The sequence below is a fragment of the Streptomyces sp. Isolate_45 genome (assembly GCF_024721315.2).
Taxonomy (GTDB): Bacteria; Actinomycetota; Actinomycetes; order Streptomycetales; family Streptomycetaceae; genus Streptomyces.
Window position 1 is genome coordinate 47,298 of sequence record NZ_JANFAK020000027.1, and the last position, 22,383, is coordinate 69,680.

The window sequence follows — 22,383 nt, forward strand, 5'->3', positions numbered from 1 at the left end:
AAGTTCACTGCGGGTACCGCGGCGGTCGCCGGTCGGGCGCCACCGCGGTTCCCGGCCCGGTGCTACTTGGCGCCGGGCTCGCCGTCCTTGGGCTCGTCGCCCTTGGGCTCGTCGCTCTTGCCCAGGTCGAGCTTCGGCGCGTCGGTGGCGTCGGTGGACGCGTCCTTCGACAGATCGGCCTTGGGCTGGTCCGTCTTCGGGGCGTCGGCCTCGGTCAGCGAGGAGGCGTCGTCCGGGACGACCGGCGTGTCGTTCGTCGGATCATCGTTGATGCCGTGGACGATGCGGTTGTACTCCTCGTCCTCCAGGACGGCGCCGATGGAGTTCTTCGCGTAGATCGCGTGGACACCGGGAGCCACCTCGAGGGTGACCGTGTCCTCACCGATCTCCTTCACCGTGGCGTACATGCCGCCGATGGTGCGGACGCCGGTGCCGGGCGTCATTTCGTTGCGCATCTGCGCGGCCGCCTGCTGCTTCTTCTTGGCGGAGCGGGTCATCAGGAACATGGCCCCGATGAGCACGATGAACGGGAGGAGTGTCACGAGATTCACGGGACGAAGATCCTTCGCACGACCGTACGGACGACGGCCTTTTTCTACGGGGGTGGGCACGCCGACCCGAAGGGTCGGCATCGGCGGAGTCTAGGCGAGTCCGCACCGATGGAACAACGCCCAGCATGGCACCGCAGTTCCTGACCGGGCGAACCTCCGCGCCGTCAGGCCCCGAACAAGCCTTGTTGTCCGCTTGATCCACTCGCGCCGTGCTGCGGCGGTACGAGCCCCAGGTGGGCCCATGCGGCGGGGGTCGCGACCCGCCCGCGCGGGGTACGGGCCAACAGGCCCTCCCGGACCAGGAAGGGCTCGGCGACCTCCTCCACGGTCTCCCGCTCCTCCCCCACGGCCACCGCCAGGGTGGACAGGCCGACGGGGCCGCCGCCGAACAGCTTGAGCAGGGCCTCCAGCACGCCCCGGTCCAGCCGGTCGAGGCCGCGCGCGTCGACCTCGTAGACCTGGAGGGCGGTTTCGGCCACGCCCCGGGTGATCACCCCGTCGGCCCTGACCTGCGCGTAGTCCCGGACCCGGCGCAGGAGCCGGTTGGCGATGCGGGGCGTGCCGCGGGAGCGCCCGGCGATCTCGGCGGCGCCGGCGGTGTCGATCTCGACGTCGAGGAGGCGGGCGGAGCGGTGGATGACGCGTTCCAGCTCCTCGGGGACGTAGAACTCCATGTGCCCGGTGAAGCCGAAGCGGTCGCGCAGCGGCGGGGGCAGCAGCCCGGCGCGGGTGGTGGCGCCGACGAGGGTGAAGGGCGGCAGTTCGAGGGGGATGGCGGTGGCTCCGGGGCCCTTGCCCACGATCACGTCGACGCGGAAGTCCTCCATGGCCATGTACAGCATCTCCTCGGCGGGCCGGGACATGCGGTGGATCTCGTCGAGGAAGAGGACCTCGCCCTCCTGGAGGGAGGAGAGGATCGCGGCGAGGTCGCCGGCGTGCTGGATGGCGGGGCCGGAGGTGATCCGGATCGGGGCTCCCATCTCGGCGGCGATGATCATGGAGAGCGTGGTCTTGCCGAGGCCGGGCGCGCCGGAGAGCAGGACGTGGTCGGCGGTGGCGCCGCGCTGCTTGGCCGCCTTGAGGACGAGGTCCAGCTGCTGGCGGACCTTCTCCTGACCGACGAACTCGCCGAGGTCCTTGGGGCGCAGGGCGGCCTCGACGGCCGTGTCCTCCCCGTCGGCGGCGGAGGCCACGATGCGGGCCTCGTCCTCGGCGGTGCTCTCGTCGTCCCAGTTCACGGTGTCGGTCTGCCTTCTCGGTATGCGCTGTGGTCGGTCGTACGCGGCGTCGGTCAGCGGGCGCGGTTGAGGGACTGGAGGGCCGCGCGCAGCAGCTGCGGGACCGGGGCGGAGCCGCCGGCGGCGATGGCGGCCTCGGCCTGCGGGGTGACGGCGCTGACCGCCTCGTCCGCGTCGCGGGAGGCGTAGCCGAGGCCGATCAGGGCGGCCTGGAGCTGTTCGGTCCAGGGGGCGGGGCCCGTGGCCGCGGCCCGCTGGGCTCCGACGAGGCCGCCGGCGCCCAGGGGGGAGCCCAGTTTGTCCTTGAGTTCCAGGAGGAGCTTCTGGGCGCCCTTCTTGCCGATGCCGGGCACGGCCGTCAGGGACTTCTCGTCGCCCGTCGAGACGGCGAGGCGCAGCGCGTCGGGGCTGTGCACGCCGAGCATCGCCTGCGCGAGCCTCGGGCCGACCCCGCTGGCGGTCTGGAGGAGCTCGAAGACCTGTCGCTCGTCGTCGTCCGCGAATCCGTAGAGGGTGAGCGAGTCCTCCCGGACGACCAGGGAGGTGGCCAGCCGGGCCGGCTCGCCGACGCGCAGGGCGGCGATGGTGTTCGGCGTGCAGTGGACGGCCATGCCCACGCCCCCGACCTCGATGACGGCGAGGGTGGGGGCGAGGGCGGCGACGGGGCCGCTGACGAAGGCGATCATCGGGTACGGCCTTTCGAGGCGTGCAGGGCGACCGCCTGCTGGAGGCGGTTCTGGGCGGGGGCCCGCCAGATGTGGCAGATGGCGAGGGCGAGCGCGTCGGCGGCGTCGGCCGGGCGGGGCGGTTCGGCGAGCCGCAGCAGGCGGGTCACCATGGCGCCGACCTGGGCCTTGTCGGCCCGGCCGGTGCCGGTGACGGCGGCCTTGACCTCGCTGGGGGTGTGCAGGGCGACGGGGATGCCGCGCCGGGCGGCGCACAGCATGGCGACGGCGCTGGCCTGGGCGGTGCCCATCACGGTGCTGACGTTGTGCTGGCTGAAGACCCGCTCCACGGCCACGACCTCGGGCCGGTGCGCGTCGAGCCATTCCTCGATGCCCTGCTCGATGGCGACGAGCCGGTGTCCCAGCTCGGCGTCCGCCGGCGTCCGCACGACGCCGACGCCGATCATGGTGAGGGGGCGGCCGGCGACGCCCTCGACCACGCCGACGCCGCACCGCGTCAGCCCCGGATCCACGCCGAGCACTCGCACCGCGTCCCCCTCCCTCGCTCACCCGTCCGCGTCCGTGCAGGTTAGCGGGCGCCACTGACAAAGCGACGGGCCGACGGGGTGTGTCCCCGTCGGCCCGTCGCTGGTGCCCGGTCAGGCGTCGACCTGCTCCATGACCTCGTCCGACACGTCGAAGTTGGCGAAGACGTTCTGCACGTCGTCGCTGTCCTCCAGCGCGTCGATCAGCTTGAAGATCTTGCGCGCGCCCTCTTCGTCCAGCTCGACCTGCATGGTCGGCAGGAAGTTGGAGTCGGCCGAGTCGTAGTCGATGCCGGCCTCCTGGAGGGCGGTGCGGACCGCGACCATGTCGGTGGCCTCGCTGATGATCTCGAAGCTCTCGCCGAGGTCGTTGACCTCCTCGGCGCCCGCCTCCAGCACCGTCTCCAGGACGTCGTCCTCGGAGAGCTCGCCCTTGGGCAGGAGCACGACGCCCTTGCGGTTGAACAGGTACGAGACCGAGCCCGGGTCGGCCATCGAGCCGCCGTTGCGGGTCATGGCGACGCGGACGTCGGAGGCTGCACGGTTGCGGTTGTCGGTGAGGCACTCGATGAGCACCGCGACGCCGTTGGGACCGTAGCCCTCGTACATGATCGTCTCGTAGTCGGCGCCGCCGGCCTCCAGGCCGCCGCCGCGCTTGACCGCGGAGTCGATGTTCTTGTTCGGGACCGAGCTCTTCTTGGCCTTCTGGATGGCGTCGAAGAGCGTCGGGTTGCCATCGATGTCGGCGCCGCCCATACGGGCCGCGACCTCGATGTTCTTGATCAGCTTCGCGAAGAGCTTGCCGCGCTTGGCGTCAACCACGGCCTTCTTGTGCTTCGTCGTAGCCCATTTAGAGTGGCCGGACATCTGCCTGTCTCCTTCGCGTCACCAACAGTGTTCGCCTCAGATCCTACCGGGACGCCGTTACAGCCCCGCGCGCACCATGTCGACGAAGTACGCGTGGACGCGGTCGTCGCCGGTCAGTTCGGGGTGGAACGAGGTGGCCAGCACGTTGCCCTGCCGGACGGCCACGGTGTGGCCCTCGTACGTGGCCAGCACCTCGGCGGCGCCGCCCACGGACTCGACCCACGGGGCGCGGATGAAGACGCCCTCGACGGGGCCGCCCGCTATGCCCGCGAACTCGATCTTCGCCTCGAAGGACTCGTTCTGCCGGCCGAAGGCGTTGCGGCGCACGATCATGTCGATGCCGCCGAGCGTCTCCTGGTCGTCACGGCCGTCCAGCAGCTTGTCCGCGAGCATGATCATGCCGGCGCAGGTGCCGTACACGGGCATCCCGGCCCGCACGCGCTCGCGCAGCGGCTCCAGCATGCCGAACAGCACGGCGAGCTTCGACATGGTCGTGGACTCGCCGCCGGGGATCACCAGGGCGTCGACCTCGGCGAGCTCCTCGGGACGCCGGACCGGCCTGGCCACGGCGTCCGCCGCGGCCAGGGCGATCAGGTGCTCCCGTACGTCGCCCTGGAGAGCCAGGACACCAATCACGGGGTTGGTCATGGCAGTGACTACCAGCCGCGGTTGGCGTAGCGCTCGGCCTCGGGGAGGGTGTCGCAGTTGATGCCGACCATGGCCTCGCCCAGGTTGCGGGAGGCGTCCGCGATGATCTTCGGGTCGTCGTAGAAGGTGGTGGCCTTCACGATGGCGGCGGCGCGCTTGGCCGGGTCGCCCGACTTGAAGATGCCGGAGCCGACGAAGACGCCCTCGGCACCGAGCTGGCGCATCAGCGCGGCGTCGGCGGGGGTGGCGACGCCACCGGCGGAGAACAGCACTACCGGGAGCTTGCCGAGCTCGGCGACCTCCTTGACCAGCTCGTACGGGGCGCGCAGGTCCTTGGCGGCGGCGAACAGCTCGTTGTTGTCGTAGCCGCGCAGGCGGGCGATCTCGTTCTTGATCTGGCGCAGGTGACGGACGGCCTCGACGACGTTGCCGGTGCCGGCCTCGCCCTTGGAGCGGATCATGGCCGCGCCCTCGGCGATGCGGCGCAGGGCCTCGCCCAGGTTGGTGGCGCCACAGACGAAGGGGGTGGTGAACGCCCACTTGTCGGAGTGGTTGACCTCGTCGGCCGGGGTCAGGACCTCGGACTCGTCGATGTAGTCGACGCCGAGGGACTGCAGGACCTGCGCCTCGACGAAGTGGCCGATGCGGGACTTGGCCATGACGGGGATCGAGACGGCCTCGATGATCTCTTCGATCATGTTCGGGTCGGACATGCGGGCCACGCCGCCGTCCTTGCGGATGTCCGCGGGGACCCGCTCCAGGGCCATGACGGCCACGGCGCCGGCGTCCTCGGCGATCTTCGCCTGCTCGGCGTTGACCACATCCATGATCACGCCGCCCTTGAGCTGCTCGGCCATGCCGCGCTTGACGCGGGAGGTGCCGATGGCCGACTCAGCGGACTGGGGGGAGGTGGGAAGCGTGCTCACGGGTTGACCTCACTCGAAAGGAAGACGGGTGCTACTCCACTGAGAAAACCCCACCGACCAGGCCACGACAAGGGCCAATGTGGAGCCGGTGGCCTCTCCATTTGTCCCTCGCGGCTCTAGGACGGATCGTCGGGAGGCGCCCGGGGCCCTACGTCGGACGGTCCGCGAGGTCCGCCGGGGGTTCGTCGTCCATTTCGAAGGCGAGCGGGAACGGGGCGTGTCCCGCCAGTCGGAACCAGCGCACCTTGCGGTGGCGTCGCAGCGCGCGGGCCGCGCGCACGGCGTCGTTCAGGAACCGCCGCGCCATCGGCACCCGGCGCACCGCGGCCGCCAGTTCCTCGGCGGCGGCCTCGCCGCCCGGGGCGGCCTTCAGCACCTCGACCTGATCGACGTCGGCGAAGACCGCGCGCAGGGCCTGGCTGAGCTCGCTCTCGGCGACCTCGCGGTGCTCCTCCTCGGCCTGCCGGGCGGCGTGCGCGGCCTCGTACAGGACGAGGGAGGACGCGGGGTCCAGCGCCCCGGAGGTCGCCACCTCCACCACCACGGAGGCCCGTCGCACGAGCTGTGCGTCGAGCGCGGCCCGAGCCGCGTCCATCCGCGTGTGCAGCCGGTCGAGACGGCCGGCGGTCCAGCTGAGGTAGACGCCGACGACGCCCAGCGCCACGGCGATCCAGACAAGGTTTTCGATCACGGGCCGCGACACTACCCTTCCGGGCGCGGCCCCCGCTCACCCCTGCCCGCGGGCGCCCCGCGGGGAAGTCCCGGGCTCGACCGGAGGGCGGCGCGGGCGGGCGTCGGCGGCCCGGTCCCGCCCCCGGCCTCAGGAGCCCGTGGAGTCCCGCGAGAAGCCGAGTCGGGTGCGCAGGGGCACCCGCTCGTCGGCGGCGACCGCGGCCGCGCCGTCCGTGACGGTCTCGTAGACCGCGAGGATGTCCGCGCCGACCGTCGACCAGTCGAAGCGCCGTACGTGGGCGGAGCCGCGCGCGCTCAGTTCGGCCCGCCGGGCCGGGTCGCGGAGGAGGGCGATGGCCGCGGCGGCCAGGGAGGCGGAGTCCTCGTTCGCGAAGAGTTCGCCGGCCGCGCCCTGGTCCAGGACCTGGGCGAAGGCGTCGAGGTCGGAGGCCAGGACGGCGGCTCCCGCGGACAGCGCCTCGACCAGGATGATCCCGAAGCTCTCGCCGCCGGTGTTGGGGGCGACGTAGACGTCCACGCTGCGCAGCAGGCGGGCCTTGTCCTCGTCGGAGACCATCCCGAGGAACTCCACGCGGGAGCGCAGTTCCGCGGGCAGGGAGGCGACCGCCTCCTCCTCGTCGCCGCGGCCCGCGACCAGCAGGCGTACGTCGGGGCAGGCCTCGACGATCCGCGGGAAGGCGGCCATCAGGACGGGCAGGCCCTTGCGGGGTTCGTCGATGCGGCCGATGAAGCCGAGCGTCTGCCCGCCCCACTCCGCCTTGGGATCGGCGTCGGCGAAGAAGTCGACGTCCACCCCGTTCGGGATGACGACGGCGTCCCCGCCCAGGTGCTCCACGAGGGTGCGCCGGGCGTACTCGCTGACCGCGATCCGCGCGCTGATCTTCTCCAGGGCCGGCTGGAGGATCGGGTACGCGGCGATCATGGCGCGGGAACGGGGGTTGGAGGTGTGGAAGGTGGCCACGATCGGGCCCTGGGCGGCCCAGCAGGACAGCAGCCCCAGCGAGGGGGAGGCCGGCTCGTGGATGTGGATGACGTCGAAGACCCCGTCGTGCAGCCAGCGCCGTACGCGGGCGGCCGACAGGAAGCCGAAGTTCAGCCGGGCGACGGACCCGTTGTAGGGCACCGGCACCGCCCGTCCCGCCGAGACCACGTAGGGCGGCAGGGGGGTCTCGTCGTCGGCCGGGGCCAGCACCGACACCTCGTGACCGAGGCGGATCAGGTGTTCCGCAAGGTCACGGATGTGGAACTGGACGCCGCCCGGGACGTCCCACGAGTACGGGCACACGATGCCGATCTTCACTACGGGCGCTCCTCCAGGTCGTCCAGCCACAGCCGTTGCAGCATGTGCCAGTCCTGCGGGTGTTCGGCGATGCCCTCGGCGAAGGCGTCCGCGACGGCCTGCGTCATCGTGGCGGTCTTCTCGATCCGCGTCCCGGTCCCGGGCACCGGGACCTCGGGGTGGATCCGGCCGTACATCGTCGGCGAGTCCCCGTAGTGCAGGGTCGCCGGGAGCAGCACCGCCCCCGTCTGCTGGGCCAGCAGGGCGGGCCCGGCGGGCATGCGGGCGGTGGCGCCGAAGAAGTCCACCTCGACGCCGGAGGACGACAGGTCCCGGTCCGCGACGAGGCAGACGAGGCCGCCGGAGCGCAGCCGGCGGGCCAGGGTGCCGAAGGCGGCGCCACCGCTGTGCGGCAGGACCTCCATGCCGAGGCTCTCCCGGTAGGCCACGAAGCGGTCGTAGAGCGACTCGGGCTTGAGCCGTTCGGCGACCGTGGTGAACGGCACGCCGATGTGGCCGATGGCCCAGGCGCCGGCGAGGTCCCAGTTGGCCAGGTGGGGCAGGGCGACGACGACCCCGCGCCCACTGGCGAGGGCTTCGCGCAGCAGGTGCTCGTCCTGGAACAGGACTTCCTTGCCGAAGCGTTCCGGGTTCATCGTCGGCAGCCGGAAGGATTCCATCCAGTAGCGCATGTACGAGCGCATGCCGGCCTTGGACAGTTCCCGCAGCCGCTCGGGCGAGGCTTCCGGGACCACCCTGGCCAGGTTGGACTCCAGCCGGAGCACGCTCTTGCCGCGGCGCTTCCAGACCACGTCCGCGATCTTGCGGCCGAGGGCGACCGCGGCCGGCTCCGGGAGCTTCTTCACCCCCGCCCAGCCGAGTCCGTAGAGGCCGTCGACCAGCTTGTCCTGCGCCGTGCCCATCAGGTGGTACCGCTCTCGGTGGAGGTCTGGGGTCCGGCGGCTGCCTCGGCGGCGTCGGCCTCGGCCGCTTCCCGGCGTACGGTGACCACCCGCTGGATCAGGGTGACGAGCGAGCCGACGGCGACGACCCACAGCGCGATCGGCAGCAGGACGCCGATCCACGAGGGCACCCCGAAGGTCTGCAGGCCGGACAGGCCCGCCGCGACCAGGGAGATCACCAGCCGCTCGGCCCGTTCGATGAGCCCGTTGACGGCGACCGGAAGCCCGATCGACTCGCCGCGGGCCTTGGTGTAGGAGACCACCTGGCCGCTGGCCAGGCAGAAGATGGCCACCGCGCAGAGGGCGTTGTCGTTCCCGGAGCCCGCGTACCAGAGCGCGAGCCCGCCGAAGATCGCCGCGTCCGCCACCCGGTCGAGGGTCGAGTCGAGGAACGCGCCCCACCGGCTGGAGACGCCGGCCTGGCGGGCCATGTTCCCGTCCACCAGGTCGGAGAACACGAAGAGGGTGATGGTGATCGTGCCCCAGAAGAACTCGCCCCTGGGGAAGAAGACCAGCGCTCCGGCCACCACGCCGGCGGTGCCGATCAGGGTGACCGCGTCGGGGCTCACCCCCCGACGGAGGAGGAACGCGGCGAACGGCGTGAGAACACGCGTGAAGAATGCACGCGCGTACTTGTTCAGCATGGCCTTCCCGGAGGGTCGCTGGGCCGCACGGCCACCACGGCCACCGGCTGGCCCATCGTAGCCGGCGCCCGGGGCCCGCACGGCCGCGCACCCACCGGTTCGCTCCCGGGAATCCGCCCGGAGGGTCCGGTTCACGCCCCGGGCCGGCGCGGGTACGACGTATGGACGCAGTGTGACGGCGGTGCAAAGCTCGAAGGACCCCGATCACCCCTCCTCACCGCGACACCGGGAGGCAAGAGCATCATGGGAGCCACATCACACCAAGCCGGGGCCGCCGGCAGGGCACTGACGGCCGACCGCCCCGCTTCCGTACGGAACGTCGTGCTGGTCGGCCACAGCGGCGCCGGGAAGACCACCCTGGTCGAGGCGCTGGCCCTGACCTCCGGGGCCGTGAACAGGGCCGGCCGGGTCGAGGACGGCACGTCCGTCTCCGACTACGACGAGATCGAGCAACGCCGCCACCGGTCCGTCCAGCTCTCGCTGGTCCCCGTCGAATGGGCCGGAATCAAGATCAACATCCTGGACACTCCCGGATACGCCGACTTCGTCGGAGAACTCAGGGCCGGTCTGCGCGCCGCGGACGCGGCCCTCTTCGTCGTCTCGGCCTCGGACGGCATCGACGGGGCCACCCGGATGGTCTGGGACGAATGCGAGGCCGTCGGCATGCCGCGCGCCATCGTCGTCACCCATTTGGAGGCAGCCCGCGCCGACTACGCGCAGATGACCGACATCTGCGGGGAGATCTTCGGCGGGGACGACCCGGACGCCGTCCTCCCCCTGTACCTACCGCTGCACGGACCGGCCGGCGCCGACGGCCACGCCCCCGTCACCGGCCTGCTGGGCCTGCTCTCCCGCCGCGTCCACGACTACGGGTCGGGCGAGCGCGTCGAGCGCGACCCGGACCCCGCCGAGCTCGCCCTCATCGACGCCGCCCGCTCCCGCCTCATCGAGGGGATCATCGCGGAGAGCGAGGACGAGGGCCTGATGGACCGCTACCTCGCCGGGGCGGACATCGACCTGAAGACCCTGGTCGACGACCTGGAACGGGCCGTCGCGCGCGGCACCTTCCACCCCGTCCTGATGGCCGCCCCCGCCGCCGACGGCGCGCGCCAGGGCCTCGGCACCGTGGAGCTCCTCGAACTGATCACGGGCGGCTTCCCCACCCCCCTGGAACGCGCCCCGATCACCGTCACCTCCCCCGACGGCACCCCGCGCCCCGCCGCCGGCTGCGATCCCGCCGGGCCGCTGCTCGCCGAGGTCGTCAAGACCTCCTCCGACCCGTACGTCGGCCGCGTCTCCCTCGTCCGCGTCTTCTCCGGCACCCTGCGCCCCGAGCAGGCCGTCCACGTCAGCGGGCACGGCCTCGCGGACCGCGGCCACGAGGACCACGACCTCGACGAGCGGACCGGCGCCCTCACCTCACCCTTCGGCAAGCAGCAGCGCATCCTCGGCCAGTGCGTCGCGGGCGACCTCGCCTGCGTGGCGAAACTCACCCGCGCCGAGACCGGGGACACGCTCTCCGCCAAGGAGGACCCGCTCCTGATGGAGCCCTGGCCGATGCCGGAGCCGCTGCTCCCCCTGGCCATCGAGGCCCACAGCAAGGCCGACGAGGACAAGCTCTCCCAGGGGCTGGCCCGCCTCGTCGCCGAGGACCCCACCATGCGGCTGGAGCAGAACCCGCACACCCACCAGCTCGTCCTGTGGTGCCTCGGCGAGGCCCACCAGGACGTCGCGCTGGAGCGGCTGCGGAGCCGCTACGGAGTCCAGGTCGACCCCGTCCCGCACAGGATGAGCCTGCGCGAGACCTTCGGCGCCAAGGCCACCGGGCGCGGCCGGCACGTCAAGCAGTCCGGCGGCCACGGCCAGTTCGCCATCTGCGAGATCGAGGTCGAGCCGCTGCCGCCCGGCAGCGGGATCGAGTTCGTCGACAAGGTCGTCGGCGGCTCGGTCCCCCGCCAGTTCATCCCGTCCGTGGAGAAGGGCGTCCGCGCCCAGGCCGCCCGCGGGCTGGCGACGGGCCATCCGCTGGTCGACGTACGGATCATCCTGCGCGACGGCAAGGCGCACTCCGTGGACTCCTCCGACGCCGCGTTCCAGACCGCGGGCGCCCTGGCCCTGCGCGAGGCCGCCGCCGACGCCGCGATCCACCTCCTGGAGCCCGTCGCCGAGCTCGACGTCCTCGTCCCCGACGAGTACGTCGGCCCGGTCATGAGCGACCTCGCCGGCCGCCGGGGCCGCGTCGTCGGCACCGAGCAGGCGGGCGCCGGCCGGACCCGGGTGCGCGCCGAGGTCCCGGAGATCGAGATCGACCGGTACGCCGTGGACCTGCGCTCCGTCTCGCACGGCACGGGCCGGTTCACGCGGGCGTACGCCCGGCACGAAGCGATGCCGGCGCCGATCGCGGACAAGGTGCGCGAACAGACCGAGAAGGGAAGCCGTCTGACATAGCGCCAGGGCGACCGCCCATCCAACCGGCTTGCGGTGGGCGGTATTTCCCTGTCCCATGACCATGGGGCGATGTACGCCGATAAGCTCTTCGGCGCGGCGGGGAGCACAACGCGCGACGCGACGGGGCAGCGGGCAGCGGGCCGCACGCCGCGGCGCGGCACGAGAACAGCACGACAAAGAGCACAGTGGCACGGCGATGGGGGCAGCGGTGGCGGACGACGGATTCGACTTCAGGCCCGGGGCACAGATTCCTCTCCAGGGGGGCGGCGGCCAGACCGCGGCGACCAACGCGCTTGCCTCCGCCGCGTACCGCGACGGCGGCAAGGACACCAAGCTGTCCTCCATACTCGGGGCCAACAGCGAGCTGCACCCGGCCACCGTCAAGGAGGCCAAGCTCTCCCTCTTCGAACCGAACCTCGGGGAGGCCTTCTGCCGCGCGGTGGAGGCCCGCACCCTGGGCCCCGGCCGCAAGCCCCTCATCCAGTCCTTCGGCGCCGACCCGCAGACCGTGGTGGAGCACTGCCTGGCCGCCTCCCGCATCCGCAAGGACCGCGACCGTCGCCTGCGCATGATCACGCTGGTCTGCGGGGTGCTGTTCCTCCCCGGGACGCTGCTGTGGGTCGGCCTGTTCCAACTGCGCAAGTCCCTGTCGAAGGGCGAGGGCAGGAAGACGGGCTGGATCGGGACGGCGCTGCTCGTCGCCATCGCCCTCTTCGCCGCGATCCTGCTGTACCGGGTGATCAAGCGCGAGCCCGGCAGCGGCCTGCTGGAGCTCTACCTGCTCGGCTCGCTCGCCGCCCCGGTCATCGGCTGGTACCTGGCCCGCCGGATCTGCGAGAAAACCGCCGCCGACCTGCGGTCCCGCTGGGACGGCCTGCTCGGCGGCGGCGGCGTCGCCGCGAAGATCCCCGACGCGGTGCCCGGGAACCCCGACGAGAAGGCCCGCGAGGACCTGCGCCACCAGCTGGCGAAGCTCACCGCCGAGGACCGCAGCAACTCCGTGTTCTACGCGGGCCCCAAGGGCATCCTCGGCATGGGCACCCGTTGGGGCAGCTGGCAGATGGCCGAGGAACTGACCCCCGCGACCGAGGGCCACGAGATCCACCCCTTCCGCAGCTGGGACGTCATACGCGCGATCGACACCCAGTTGCGCAAGCTGGAGCGCGGGCCGCTGCACACCGGCGGTTTCCCTGCGGCCTCCATCCAGCACTGGATCGTCACGCCCGTCGGCGAGGGCGCGGGCGAGGTGGCCCGACCGGCCGGCGAGAACGTCGACACCTTCATGGTGAAGCCGCACGAGATCACCCGGATCTGCAACGAGCAGCAGTTCAGCGCGGGCAACCGGCACTACCTGGGCATCCAGTACCCGCTCTGGGACGGCCAGCTCGTCATCACCATGCTGGTCACCGTCACCGTGCTCTACAAGACCCTGCGCGTGGACGTCACCGCCCACGCCCTCGGCCCCGTCCACGGCCTGTTCACCACCAAGTCGAAGGCCCCGGTGGTCGAGGTCCCGAAGTCCGTGCGCTTCTGGGAGACCGTGGAACGTCCGCTGCGGCTCGTCGACGCCTCCGAGGTCGTCCGGCTGGCCGTGCGCGCGCCGCTGACCTGGTACCCCCCGTTGCTGGAGCACTTCGGCGGCAAGCTGGTCCTGCCCGAACCCTTCGGCCTGCGGCACGTCTGGGCCGGCTCGATGTGGCGCCACCGCTTCATGGCGGACGACGCGCTGCGCACGGTCGCCCCGGTGCTGCGGTCCGTGCACGCGGCGACGTTCAAGGTGCTGGAGGAGAACGGCGTCGACACCGACCGCTTCACCAACCGCTCCTCGATCATGAGCGGCCTGATCCAGGAGCCTTCCCCCCGCAAGGCGGACGTGTACGAGTAAGTACGCTGGAGGAGTCCCGCCGCGGGCGGGGGAACCCGAGGAGGTGCCGTGACCGAGCGCAAACCGCCCGGCGTCAGCTTCGAGTCCTTCGTCGACCGGCAGATCCGCGAGGCCGAGGCCCGGGGCGAATTCGAGAAGCTTCCGGGCTGGGGCAAGCCGATGGCCTCGCTCGACGCCCCGTACGACGAGCTGTGGTGGATCAAGGGGAAGATGCACCGCGAGGGCTTCTCCTCCCTGCCGCCCGCGCTCGCGCTGCGCAAGGAGGCCGAGGACGCCCTGGAGGCGGCCCGTGCGGCCCGTACCGAGCGTCAGGTACGGGCGGTCCTCACCGGGATCAACGAGAAGATCGCGGCGGCCCTGCGCATGCCCCCGCCGGGACCGCCGCTGAACCTGACCGAGTTCGACGTCGAGGCCGTCCTGGCCGAATGGCGCGCCGCCCGGCCGTCCTGAGAACGAAAGCGGGGCGGGCCGACGGGCCCGCCCCCTCGTACCGGCCGGTGCCGACTAGTCGACCGGCCAGGCGTCCGAGAGCATCTGGCGGGTCTCCGCGAGGAGTTGCGGCAGCACCCTGGTGTGCCCGACGACCGGCATGAAGTTCGCGTCCCCGCCCCAGCGCGGCACGATGTGCTGGTGCAGGTGGGCCGCGATGCCGGCGCCGGCGGCCGCTCCCTGGTTCAGGCCGATGTTGAACCCGTGCGCCCCGGAGGCCTTGCGCAGCGCCGTCATGGCCCGCTTCGTCAGGTCGGCCAGCTCGGCCGTCTCGGGGCCGTCGAGCTCCGTGTAGTCGGCGACGTGCCGGTAGGGGACGACCAGCAGGTGGCCACCGTTGTAGGGGTAGAGGTTGAGCACCGCGTACACGTGCTCGCCCCGCGCCACGATCAGCCCGTCCTCGTCGGACATCTCCCGAAGCCCGCAGAAGGGACAGCCGTCCCCGGCCTCCGGGCCGGTCGGCTTGTTCTCCCCTTGGATGTAGGCCATCCGGTGGGGCGTCCACAGACGCTGGAACGCGTCCTGCGTGCCCACTCCGCCCTGCTGCTCCGGCTCAATCGTCATGGGATGCAGCATATGACCTCGCCCGCACGTACGAGGAAGGCCCCCGGAAAGTGATCACTTTCCGGGGGCCCGCCGTGCCGTCGCGCCCGGGATCAGACCTGGACGCGGTCGGCGACGACCTTGGCCAGCTTGGCCAGTGCCTCGTCCTTGGCGATGCCGTTCTCCTGCGAACCGTCGCGGTAGCGGAAGGAGACGGTGCCCGCGGCCATGTCCTCGTCACCGACGATGATCATGAACGGGACCTTGAGCTTCTGGTGGTTGCGGATCTTCTTCTGCATGCGGTCGGAGGAGGCGTCGACCTCGACCCGCAGGCCCTGCTTCTTCGCCTCGGCGGCGAACTCCTGCAGGTACTCCACGTGCCCGTCACCGATCGGGATGCCGACGGCCTGGACGGGGGCCAGCCACGGCGGCATGGCACCCGCGTAGTGCTCCAGCAGCACCGCGAAGAAGCGCTCGATGGAACCGAAGAGCGCACGGTGGATCATGACCGGGCGCTGACGGGAGCCGTCGGGGCCGGTGTACTCCAGGTTGAAGCGCTCCGGGAGGTTGAAGTCGAGCTGCACCGTCGACATCTGCCAGGTCCGGCCGATCGCGTCACGGCACTGGACGGAGATCTTCGGACCGTAGAACGCGGCGCCACCCGGGTCCGGGACCAGGGGCAGGCCCTGCTTCTCGGCGACCGACTGGAGAACGGCGGTGGCCTCCTCCCACACCTCGTCCGAGCCGACGAACTTCTCCGGGTCCTTGGTCGACAGCTCCAGGTAGAAGTCGGTCAGACCGTAGTCGCGGAGCAGGTTCAGCACGAAGGTGAGCGTGCGGTCGAGCTCCTCCGCCATCTGCTCCTTGGTGCAGTAGATGTGCGCGTCGTCCTGGGTGAAGCCACGCGAACGGGTCAGGCCGTGCACCACACCGGACTTCTCGTACCGGTACACGGTGCCGAACTCGAAGAGGCGCAGCGGCAGTTCGCGGTAGGAGCGGCCGCGCGCGTCGAAGATCAGGTTGTGCATCGGGCAGTTCATGGGCTTGAGGTAGTAGTCGGTACCACCGTCGAGCTGCATGGGGGGGTACATGCCCTCCGCGTACCAGTCCAGGTGACCGCTCTTCTCGAAGAGGGCGCCCTTGGTCGCGTGCGGGGTGTAGACGAACTCGTAGCCCTCTTCCTCGTGGCGCTTGCGCGAGTAGTCCTCCATGGTGCGGCGGATGACGCCGCCCCGCGGGTGGAAGACGGCCAGGCCGGAGCCGATCTCGTCCTGCACGGAGAACAGGTCGAGCTCGGTGCCGAGGCGGCGGTGGTCGCGCTTCTCGGCCTCGGCGAGGAAGTCGAGGTGGGCCTTCAGCTCTTCCTTCGACGGCCACGCGGTGCCGTAGATGCGCTGGAGCATCGGGTTCTTCTCGCTGCCGCGCCAGTAGGCGGCCGCGTTGCGCATCAGCTTGAACGCCGGGATGTTGCGGGTGGTGGGCAGGTGGGGACCGCGACAGAGGTCCTTCCAGCACAGGTCCCCGGTCTTGGCGTCGAGGTTGTCGTAGATGGTCAGCTCGCCGCCGCCCACCTCGACGTTCGCGCCGTCGTCGGTCGAGGCCGAACCCTTGATGCCGATGAGCTCCAGCTTGTACGGCTCGTCTGCGAGCTCCTCGCGGGCCGCCTCGTCGGAGACCACGCGGCGGGCGAACTTCTGCCCGCGCTTCTGGATCTCCTGCATCTTCTTCTCGATGACCTTGAGGTCCTCGGGGGTGAAGGGCTTCGCGACGTCGAAGTCGTAGTAGAAGCCGTCCCGGACCGGCGGGCCGATGCCCAGCTTGGCCTCGGGGAACAGCTCCTGCACGGCCTGCGCCATGACGTGGGCGGTCGAGTGCCGCAGGATGTTGAGGCCGTCCTCGGAGGAGATCTCCACCGGCTCGACGGTCTCGCCGTCCCGCACCTCGTACGCGAGGTCCTTCAGCTCACCCGCGATGCGCGCGGCGACGATGGTGCGCTCACCGGCGAACAGCTCGGCCGCCGTAGTGCCCGTGGCCACCACGCGCTCGTCCCGCTCGGAATCGCGTTGGATGATCACACGGACGTCTGACACCGGTCTCTCCTGACTCAGGGGGTGCGCGAGCGAACACTGCGCGCCTGAATCGTACCGAGCCGAGCGCCCGCGCAGCGAAACGGTTAACGGTCGTACGCGTCCGGCGGCCCCGCCGGGGTCGGTGGCGCCCGTGCGCGCCGCGGCCGTGGGTACCGTGGGGCCCCGCCCGCCGCCGCGCCGGACGACCGTCCGTACCCCGCCCCCGCCCCGCCCCCGAAGGGAACCCGACCCGCATGCCGAGCCCGCCGGTCCGTCCACCCGTCCGTCGCCTCGACCTGACCGACGAGGCCACCGCCGCCGCGGTGCACCGGATCGGCCGCGCCTCCTACGCGGTGGAGGCCGCTCTGATCGGCTTCGACGGCATCCCCGCGCTGCGCGAGAGCCTCCAGGAGATGCGGGAGCGTCCGCTGCACTGGTCGGGGGCCGTCCACGACGAGGGCTCGATCGCGGGCTTCGTCGCCTGGGCACAGGAGGGCGACGGCTCGATCGGCGTCGACCGGCTGTGCGTGGACCCGGCGTGGTTCCGTCGGGGCATCGCCTCCCGGCTGATGCGCCACCTCCTCACGGAGGCCTTCCCGGACCGCACGGTCGAGGTCACCACGGGTGCGGCGAACGCCCCGGCCGTGGCGCTGTACGAGGGCCTCGGCATGGTCCGGGGCGCGGACTTCTCACCGGTCCCGGACCTGCTCATGGCGCACTTCACCCGCCCCGCGCCCTGACGGTGTCAGCCGCGTTCCCCGCCCCGCCCCGGGGCGGGGACTATTCGTCCGAGGGGAGCACGTCCTGCGGGTCGAAGGCCGCGTCCAGGGTCTTCATCAGGCGGTCCCGCTCGACCTCGTCCAGCGGGACGGGCGCCACGTCGGTCGCCCCGGTGAGCCGACGGAAGCCCCCGCGGCGTTGCAGGCGGCCGCTGACCCGGACGGGCAGTCCGACGAGGTGGGCGTGGCCCGCGATGCGGTACGCCTCCTCGTCGAGGGCGGCCCGTACGTACGGCACCTCGGCGCCCGCCAGCACCCGCAGCCGTACGGTGCCCCCTCCCCCGGCGGCCGAGCGGCGCATCCGTACCACCGCCCCGGCGACGCGGACGGCGACGGCCGGCTCGTCCCGGGTGTACCGGTCGGCGGCCTCGCGCAGCACGGGCAGGTCACCGGGCGAGAACTCGACCGGCTCGGGCCGGGCGGCGCACCCCGCCGGGACTCCGGCCGCGGGCGCCCAGGCCAGCGCGATGCGCACCCCCTCCGAGCCCCGCACCAGGGCGATGAGCGCGTCGGCGAGTTCCCGGCTGACCCCGGCGGCGACGGCCGCGTCGAAGGCCTCCATGCCTCCGGTGGCCCGTCGGTAGTCCACGGCCTCGCGGGCCGCGTGCAGGGCGTGGTGCAGCCGGGTCACGGGGCCGCGGCCGCCGCCGACGGGGACGTAGGCGGTGAGCCTGCGCCCGCCCGGGGAGGGGCCCACCAGCACTCCGTCCAGGGTGCGTTCGGCCTGGGCGCGGTGGCGGGCGCCGTAGTAGCCGGCCCGGGCCCGGTCGGCGAGGGCCCCGGCCAGCAGCATGCGTCGGGCCGCCGAGCGGAGCTGTTCCTGCACCGTCCAGACGGCGTCGCCCTGGCGGCCGTAGGGGCCCTCGGGAATGATCTCGCGCTCCCAGCGGACCTCGTCACTGGGGACGCTCAGCCCGAACAGGACTTCCCGGGCCGACGGGAGGCCGCTGCGGGAGAGCGCCGTCAGCGCTTCCTCCAACAGGTCCGAGCAGTCGGGGAAGGCGCGGCTCTCGGGGACCAGGAGGCTGGCGCCGCTGCCCGCCGGCCGGCCGGGCGGCGGGGTCCACCGGCCGTAGCGGCCCGCCGCGCCGCCGCGCCGGAGCCAGCCGTGGCGGCGCAGCAGGGCGCCGAGCACCTGGGGGTCGACCTGGGCGGGATCGGGCGCACCCGGCTCCGGCTCCGGGGACGACAGCGGTTCGAGGTGCGGTGGCCGCCGGTTCATCAAGGTGTCCCTCCCGACCCGACCCGGGTCATGATCTCGCACAGCGCCCGGTCGTCGAAGATCCGCGTGGTCGGGATCCGCACGGTGGTCCGGCGCCGGCCGGTCACGGGGTGTCCGGCGAGGTTGGTCCAGTAGCAGCAGTGCCGCAGGTCGAGCCGGTCGTGCCCGGCGCTCAGCCACTGGTCACGCTCCCGCGGTACGAGCATGACGACGAGGATCTTGTGGACGGCGACCGGTGTGCGGGCCAGTTTCACCAGGTGTTCGTTGTCGAGGGTGAAGCCGAAGGTGTCGCCCGCCGGCCTCGGCGGCACCTGGTAGGTGGCCTTCAGCTGCACCTTCACGGTCACCTCGTCGTCGACGACGTGTTCGGGTGCGCCGTGGCTGACGTGCCAGTCGATGCCGTTGTCCGGGAAGGGCTGGGACAGCGAGCAGCCGGCCGCGGCGGCGACGGCGTGGAGGTAGCCCACCTGGAGGGTCTCCATGCAGGCGGTGGTGGCGAGCGTGCCGCGCAATGGTCCGGTCGCGGGACCGGTCCGTGTCTGCAGCACCCCGCCCGGTTCGGGCTGTGCGAGCGCCATGGCCGGCTCCCCATGCCTTCCGGGCCCTGCCGTGAGTGGTTTCGGGGTGACGGCCGGTCATGTGTGCGGTCCCCCAGTTCAGTTGTCTCCGCACCCGGGGGGCCGCAAACGGCGTACGGGGCAAACAGCCCGGGTATCACCGATGCGGGCGGGGGTGGCACGCTCCGAGACGACGGCGTCCGGGTGCTCCCCATCTGCCGACCGGGGACGAGGAGTTCGCCATGACGCGCTGGTACGAAGGCCCGTTGGCCTCATTCGACACGGAGACGACCGGAGTGGACGTCGAGCAGGACCGGATCGTGTCCGCCGCGCTCGTCGTGCAGGAGTGTGCGGGCGGCCGGGTCCGCACCACCCGCTGGCTGGTCAATCCCGGCATCCCGGTACCCCCGGGAGCCACGGAAGTGCACGGCCTGACCGATGAGCACCTCCAGCGCCACGGCCGTTGGCCGGCGCCGGTGGTGGAGGAGATAGCCCGCGCGCTGGGCGAGCAGCAGGTCGCGGGGCGGCCGGTCGTGGTGATGAACGCGCCGTTCGACCTGACGCTGCTGGACCGGGAGTTGCGCCGGCACCGGGCCTCCTCGCTGTCCCGGTACCTGGACAACAGGCCGCTGACGGTGCTGGATCCGCGGGTGCTGGACAAGCATCTGGACCGCTACCGCAAGGGCCGTCGCACGCTGACGGACCTGTGCGCGCACTACGGGATAGAGCTGGAGGGCGCGCACGACGCGTCGGCGGACGCGCTGGCGTCACTGGAGCTCGTACGGGCGGTGGGGCGCAGGTTCGCGGGGAGGCTGGAGCGGCTGACCCCGGCCGAGCTGCACACGTTGCAGGCGGTGTGGCACGCGGCGCAGGCGCGCGGTCTGCAGGCGTGGTTCGCGCGGCAGGGAACGCCGGAGTCGGTGGATCCGCACTGGCCGCTGCGGCCGGAGCTGAACCAGGCCGCGTGACGCGGCCGGACACGGGTCCGTACATGCGGAAGGCCGGTCCGTCATCAGACGGACCGGCCTGTCCCGGTGGGCGATACTGGGATCGAACCAGTGACCCCTTCGGTGTGAACGAAGTGCTCTACCGCTGAGCTAATCGCCCGGGAACGGACTGAACAATACAAGAGGCGTGGGGTCTGTTCAAACCGCTTCCGGTCCGGCCGTCAGTCGGGCCGCGAGGCCGCGCCGGCCGGCCCTCATCATCAGGGCGTGGTTCAGGTGGAACAGCGGCCGGGCGGGCACCGACAGCCTGCGCAGGAGCGGCGCCGTGACGTCGACCTCCTGCTCGTACAGGGCCCGGGTGCGGGCGGCCCCCGGGCCCCCGCGCGGGCGCACGGTCCATCGCGCCCAGCCCTCGATGTCGCCGCGCAGGGCGACCTCCAGGACTCCCCGGGCGGGGTCGCGGAGCAGGCCGGTGAGGCCGACGTGCATGCCGTACGGGAGGACCGAGCGGATCAGGGCGCGACCGGTGTCCTCGCCCACCGGCTCGACCCGGCGGACCTGGGGCCACCACGAGGGGTACTGCCCGGGGTCCTCCAGCAGGGAGAAGACGAGGGCGGGCGGGGCCTGTAGGTCCCACACGCTGCGGAAGCGGTAGTGCGTCCAGCGCTGCATGGCTCCAGTCTGACCCGCCGGGCCGCTTCGCGTGGGCGGTTCCGCGGACCCGACCCCAGCGCGTACTCAGGGCCGATCTGAGTACGCACGCCCATGTCCTGACGTCGTGACGGGCGCCACACTCCGCGTATGAACACCCCCTTCCCGCCAGGATCGTCACCGGCCGTGCCACCGGCCGAGGAGCTGGCGCTCATCGACCGCGAGCTGATCCAACTCGACGCGCGGCGGCACTACTTGCTGTCCCGACGGAACTGGCTGATCGGCGTCCTGACACATCCCGGCCCGGCCTCGGCCGGTCCTGTTCGGCCGACGGCCGGTCCCGCGGGGCCGGCGGGGCCCGGAGCGGCTCCGGCGCGCGGCGCGCAGAACGTGCTGTTGACCCTGGGTGCGGTGCTGTTGGCGGTGGCGGCGCTGGCCTTCACCCTGGTGAGCTGGGGCTCGCTGGGGATCGCCGGGCGTTCGGTGGTGCTGGCCCTGGTGACGGGGGCCGCGCTGGCCGCGCCCGTGGCGCTGCTGCGGCGGGGGCTGCGTTCCACCGCGGAGTCGGTGGCGGCCGTCGGGCTGCTGCTGACGGTGCTGGACGCGTACGCGCTGCACGCGGCCGGGCTGCCCGGGGTCGACGGGACCGCGTACGCGGCGGGGGCCTCGGCGGTGCTCGCGGCGCTCTGGGCGGGGTACGGGGCGACGCTCCCCCGGCTGCGGTTGCCGCTGCTCGCGGCGGTGCTGGTCGCGCAGCTGCCGTTGCCGCTGGCCGCGGCCGCGGCGGGGGCTCGGCCGTTGGGGGCCGGTTGGGCGGTGCTGGTGACGGCCGCGCTGGACGCCGCGCTCGCGGTGACGGTGGCGCGGCGGTCGGTGCGGGTGACCGCCTGGGTGACGGCGTCGGTGGCGGGCGCGCTCGCGCTGCTGACGGCTTCGGTGCTGTCCCTGACCGATCCGGGGTCGGTCGGTCCGGCGCTGCTGTTGGCGGCGGGGGCCGCCCTGGGCGTGGCGGTGGCCTGGCGGGAGGCGCGGGCGTCGGCTGCGGCGCTGGTGGGCGCGCTGGCCGCGGTGGCGGCGGTCGGGGCGCTGGTCCCGGCCGGGCACGCGGCTCGGGGGGACATGTGGCCGGTGGTGGTGCACCTGGTGGCGGCGCTGCCGCTGCTGGCGGCCGTACGGGCGTCCGCTCTCCCGGCGCAGGTCCGGCGCGGCCTGCTGTGGGCGGGCGCGGGGGTGGCCGCGGTGGCGGCGCTGACCACGGTTCCCACGGTCGGCCTCGTGCTGTCCGCTCGGGTCGGGGTACTGGGCGAGGTCTGGGCGTCGACCACCCCGTCGGGGGGCGGTCACGGGGCGGGGGCCGCGGTCCCGGTAGCGCTGCTGCTGGTGGCGGGAGCCGGCTGGTGGGCGGCCCGGGAGCTGCCGCGCCGGGAGCCGGCGGTGGTGGCCGTGGTGGCCGGCTGGGCGGGGCTGTTCACGGCTCCGGTGCTGCTGGGGCTGCCCGTGGCGGCGGTCCTGGGGGCGCAGACCCTGGTGACGGCGGCGGCCGGCGCGCTCGCGCTGCGGGCGTCGGGGCGGGCCGTCGCCCGCGCCGGCGCGGTGTGCGCGGCGGCCGGGGCCCTGAACGTGTCCCTGGGGGCGCTGGACGGCCGTGTGGCGACGTTCGCGGTGTTCGGGCTGCTGGGTGCCGGTGCCGCGCTCGGAGCGGCGTACGGGCCCGCCCGGCTGCCCGTGCGGGCCGGCGGGGCGGTGCTCGCCGTCGGGTACGGGGCGGCGGTCGC

Annotated in this window: 21 protein-coding genes, 1 tRNA gene and 1 pseudogene; 6 read left to right on the forward strand and 17 right to left on the reverse strand. The window is 72.6% G+C overall.

Annotated elements, in window-relative coordinates:
- Positions 1-62 precede the first annotated feature (62 nt).
- The 11 genes from yajC to pgsA form a co-directional block, all read right to left on the reverse strand.
- Positions 63-551 (reverse strand): preprotein translocase subunit YajC, encoded by a 489-nt coding sequence (gene yajC / locus NOD94_RS11880; protein ID WP_281205806.1) that lies wholly within the window; start codon positions 549-551, stop codon positions 63-65.
- A 164-nt stretch (positions 552-715) separates the two neighbouring features.
- Entirely contained in the window at positions 716-1,789 is a 1,074-nt protein-coding gene (gene ruvB, locus NOD94_RS11885; protein ID WP_281205807.1) for a Holliday junction branch migration DNA helicase RuvB, read from the reverse strand.
- 53 nt (positions 1,790-1,842) lie between these two features.
- On the reverse strand, positions 1,843-2,475 hold the full coding sequence (gene ruvA / locus NOD94_RS11890; protein ID WP_281205808.1) for a Holliday junction branch migration protein RuvA: 633 nt from the start codon (positions 2,473-2,475) through the stop codon (positions 1,843-1,845).
- A complete protein-coding gene (gene ruvC / locus NOD94_RS11895; protein WP_281205809.1) occupies positions 2,472-3,002 on the reverse strand; it encodes a crossover junction endodeoxyribonuclease RuvC in 531 nt (176 codons plus the stop codon). Before ruvC ends, ruvA begins: the two co-directional genes overlap by 4 nt.
- Positions 3,003-3,113: 111 nt before the next feature.
- Complete coding sequence (locus NOD94_RS11900) at positions 3,114-3,866, reverse strand: YebC/PmpR family DNA-binding transcriptional regulator (protein ID WP_281205810.1); 753 nt, start codon at positions 3,864-3,866, stop codon at positions 3,114-3,116.
- 57 nt (positions 3,867-3,923) lie between these two features.
- Entirely contained in the window at positions 3,924-4,514 is a 591-nt protein-coding gene (gene pdxT / locus NOD94_RS11905; protein WP_281205811.1) for a pyridoxal 5'-phosphate synthase glutaminase subunit PdxT, read from the reverse strand.
- Between the two features lie 8 nt (positions 4,515-4,522).
- Entirely contained in the window at positions 4,523-5,440 is a 918-nt protein-coding gene (gene pdxS, locus NOD94_RS11910; protein ID WP_281205812.1) for a pyridoxal 5'-phosphate synthase lyase subunit PdxS, read from the reverse strand.
- Between the two features lie 148 nt (positions 5,441-5,588).
- Positions 5,589-6,131, reverse strand: a complete 543-nt coding sequence (locus NOD94_RS11915) for a hypothetical protein (protein ID WP_281205813.1) — start codon at positions 6,129-6,131, stop codon at positions 5,589-5,591.
- A gap of 129 nt (positions 6,132-6,260) precedes the next feature.
- Positions 6,261-7,433: a glycosyltransferase family 4 protein gene (locus tag NOD94_RS11920; RefSeq protein WP_281205814.1), complete on the reverse strand. Its 1,173-nt coding sequence runs from the start codon at positions 7,431-7,433 to the stop codon at positions 6,261-6,263.
- The gene (locus NOD94_RS11925) at positions 7,433-8,335 is read right to left on the reverse strand and encodes a phosphatidylinositol mannoside acyltransferase (protein ID WP_281205815.1); all 903 of its coding nucleotides are present in this window, start codon (positions 8,333-8,335) and stop codon (positions 7,433-7,435) included. The genes NOD94_RS11920 and NOD94_RS11925 overlap by 1 nt, the downstream gene beginning before the upstream one ends.
- The gene (gene pgsA / locus NOD94_RS11930; protein WP_281205816.1) at positions 8,335-9,018 is read right to left on the reverse strand and encodes a phosphatidylinositol phosphate synthase; all 684 of its coding nucleotides are present in this window, start codon (positions 9,016-9,018) and stop codon (positions 8,335-8,337) included. Before pgsA ends, NOD94_RS11925 begins: the two co-directional genes overlap by 1 nt.
- Positions 9,019-9,261: 243 nt before the next feature.
- Here pgsA and NOD94_RS11935 point away from each other — a divergent pair, with 243 nt between their 5' ends.
- From NOD94_RS11935 to NOD94_RS11945, 3 genes are all read left to right on the forward strand, one after another.
- Complete coding sequence (locus tag NOD94_RS11935) at positions 9,262-11,466, forward strand: elongation factor G-like protein EF-G2 (RefSeq protein WP_281205817.1); 2,205 nt, start codon at positions 9,262-9,264, stop codon at positions 11,464-11,466.
- A 208-nt stretch (positions 11,467-11,674) separates the two neighbouring features.
- Positions 11,675-13,351, forward strand: coding sequence for a hypothetical protein (locus NOD94_RS11940; RefSeq protein ID WP_281205818.1), 1,677 nt, complete (start codon positions 11,675-11,677; stop codon positions 13,349-13,351).
- 48 nt (positions 13,352-13,399) lie between these two features.
- Positions 13,400-13,801 carry a DUF1992 domain-containing protein gene (locus NOD94_RS11945; protein ID WP_281205819.1) on the forward strand — a complete coding sequence of 134 codons (402 nt, stop codon included), beginning with the start codon at positions 13,400-13,402 and terminating at the stop codon, positions 13,799-13,801.
- Positions 13,802-13,855: 54 nt separating this feature from the next.
- Here NOD94_RS11945 and NOD94_RS11950 read toward each other — a convergent pair whose 3' ends face one another.
- Both NOD94_RS11950 and thrS read right to left on the reverse strand, forming a co-directional pair.
- Positions 13,856-14,416, reverse strand: a complete 561-nt coding sequence (locus tag NOD94_RS11950; RefSeq protein WP_281205820.1) for an HIT domain-containing protein — start codon at positions 14,414-14,416, stop codon at positions 13,856-13,858.
- A gap of 80 nt (positions 14,417-14,496) precedes the next feature.
- Entirely contained in the window at positions 14,497-16,473 is a 1,977-nt protein-coding gene (gene thrS / locus NOD94_RS11955) for a threonine--tRNA ligase (RefSeq protein ID WP_281205821.1), read from the reverse strand.
- Positions 16,474-16,706: 233 nt separating this feature from the next.
- On the opposite strand from thrS, the gene NOD94_RS11960 reads away from it, so the two are divergent.
- Positions 16,707-17,192 carry a GNAT family N-acetyltransferase gene (locus NOD94_RS11960; RefSeq protein ID WP_281205822.1) on the forward strand — a complete coding sequence of 162 codons (486 nt, stop codon included), beginning with the start codon at positions 16,707-16,709 and terminating at the stop codon, positions 17,190-17,192.
- Positions 17,193-17,232: 40 nt separating this feature from the next.
- Here NOD94_RS11960 and NOD94_RS11965 read toward each other — a convergent pair whose 3' ends face one another.
- Together NOD94_RS11965 and NOD94_RS11970 are read right to left on the reverse strand one after the other, a co-directional pair.
- Positions 17,233-18,453: a hypothetical protein gene (locus NOD94_RS11965; protein WP_281205823.1), complete on the reverse strand. Its 1,221-nt coding sequence runs from the start codon at positions 18,451-18,453 to the stop codon at positions 17,233-17,235.
- Positions 18,453-19,031, reverse strand: a complete 579-nt coding sequence (locus tag NOD94_RS11970; protein ID WP_281205824.1) for a DUF4365 domain-containing protein — start codon at positions 19,029-19,031, stop codon at positions 18,453-18,455. The genes NOD94_RS11965 and NOD94_RS11970 overlap by 1 nt, the downstream gene beginning before the upstream one ends.
- A gap of 221 nt (positions 19,032-19,252) precedes the next feature.
- Here NOD94_RS11970 and NOD94_RS11975 point away from each other — a divergent pair, with 221 nt between their 5' ends.
- Positions 19,253-19,978 (forward strand): 3'-5' exonuclease, encoded by a 726-nt coding sequence (locus NOD94_RS11975; protein ID WP_281205825.1) that lies wholly within the window; start codon positions 19,253-19,255, stop codon positions 19,976-19,978.
- A 67-nt stretch (positions 19,979-20,045) separates the two neighbouring features.
- On the opposite strand, the gene NOD94_RS11980 is transcribed toward NOD94_RS11975, so the two are convergent.
- A tRNA-Val gene (locus NOD94_RS11980) sits at positions 20,046-20,117 on the reverse strand.
- Positions 20,118-20,155: 38 nt separating this feature from the next.
- Positions 20,156-20,629, reverse strand: a complete 474-nt coding sequence (locus NOD94_RS11985; protein WP_281205826.1) for an SRPBCC family protein — start codon at positions 20,627-20,629, stop codon at positions 20,156-20,158.
- Between the two features lie 129 nt (positions 20,630-20,758).
- Between NOD94_RS11985 and NOD94_RS11990 the strand changes: the two are divergent.
- Positions 20,759-22,383 (forward strand): annotated as a pseudogene (locus NOD94_RS11990) (hypothetical protein); the annotation flags it as partial.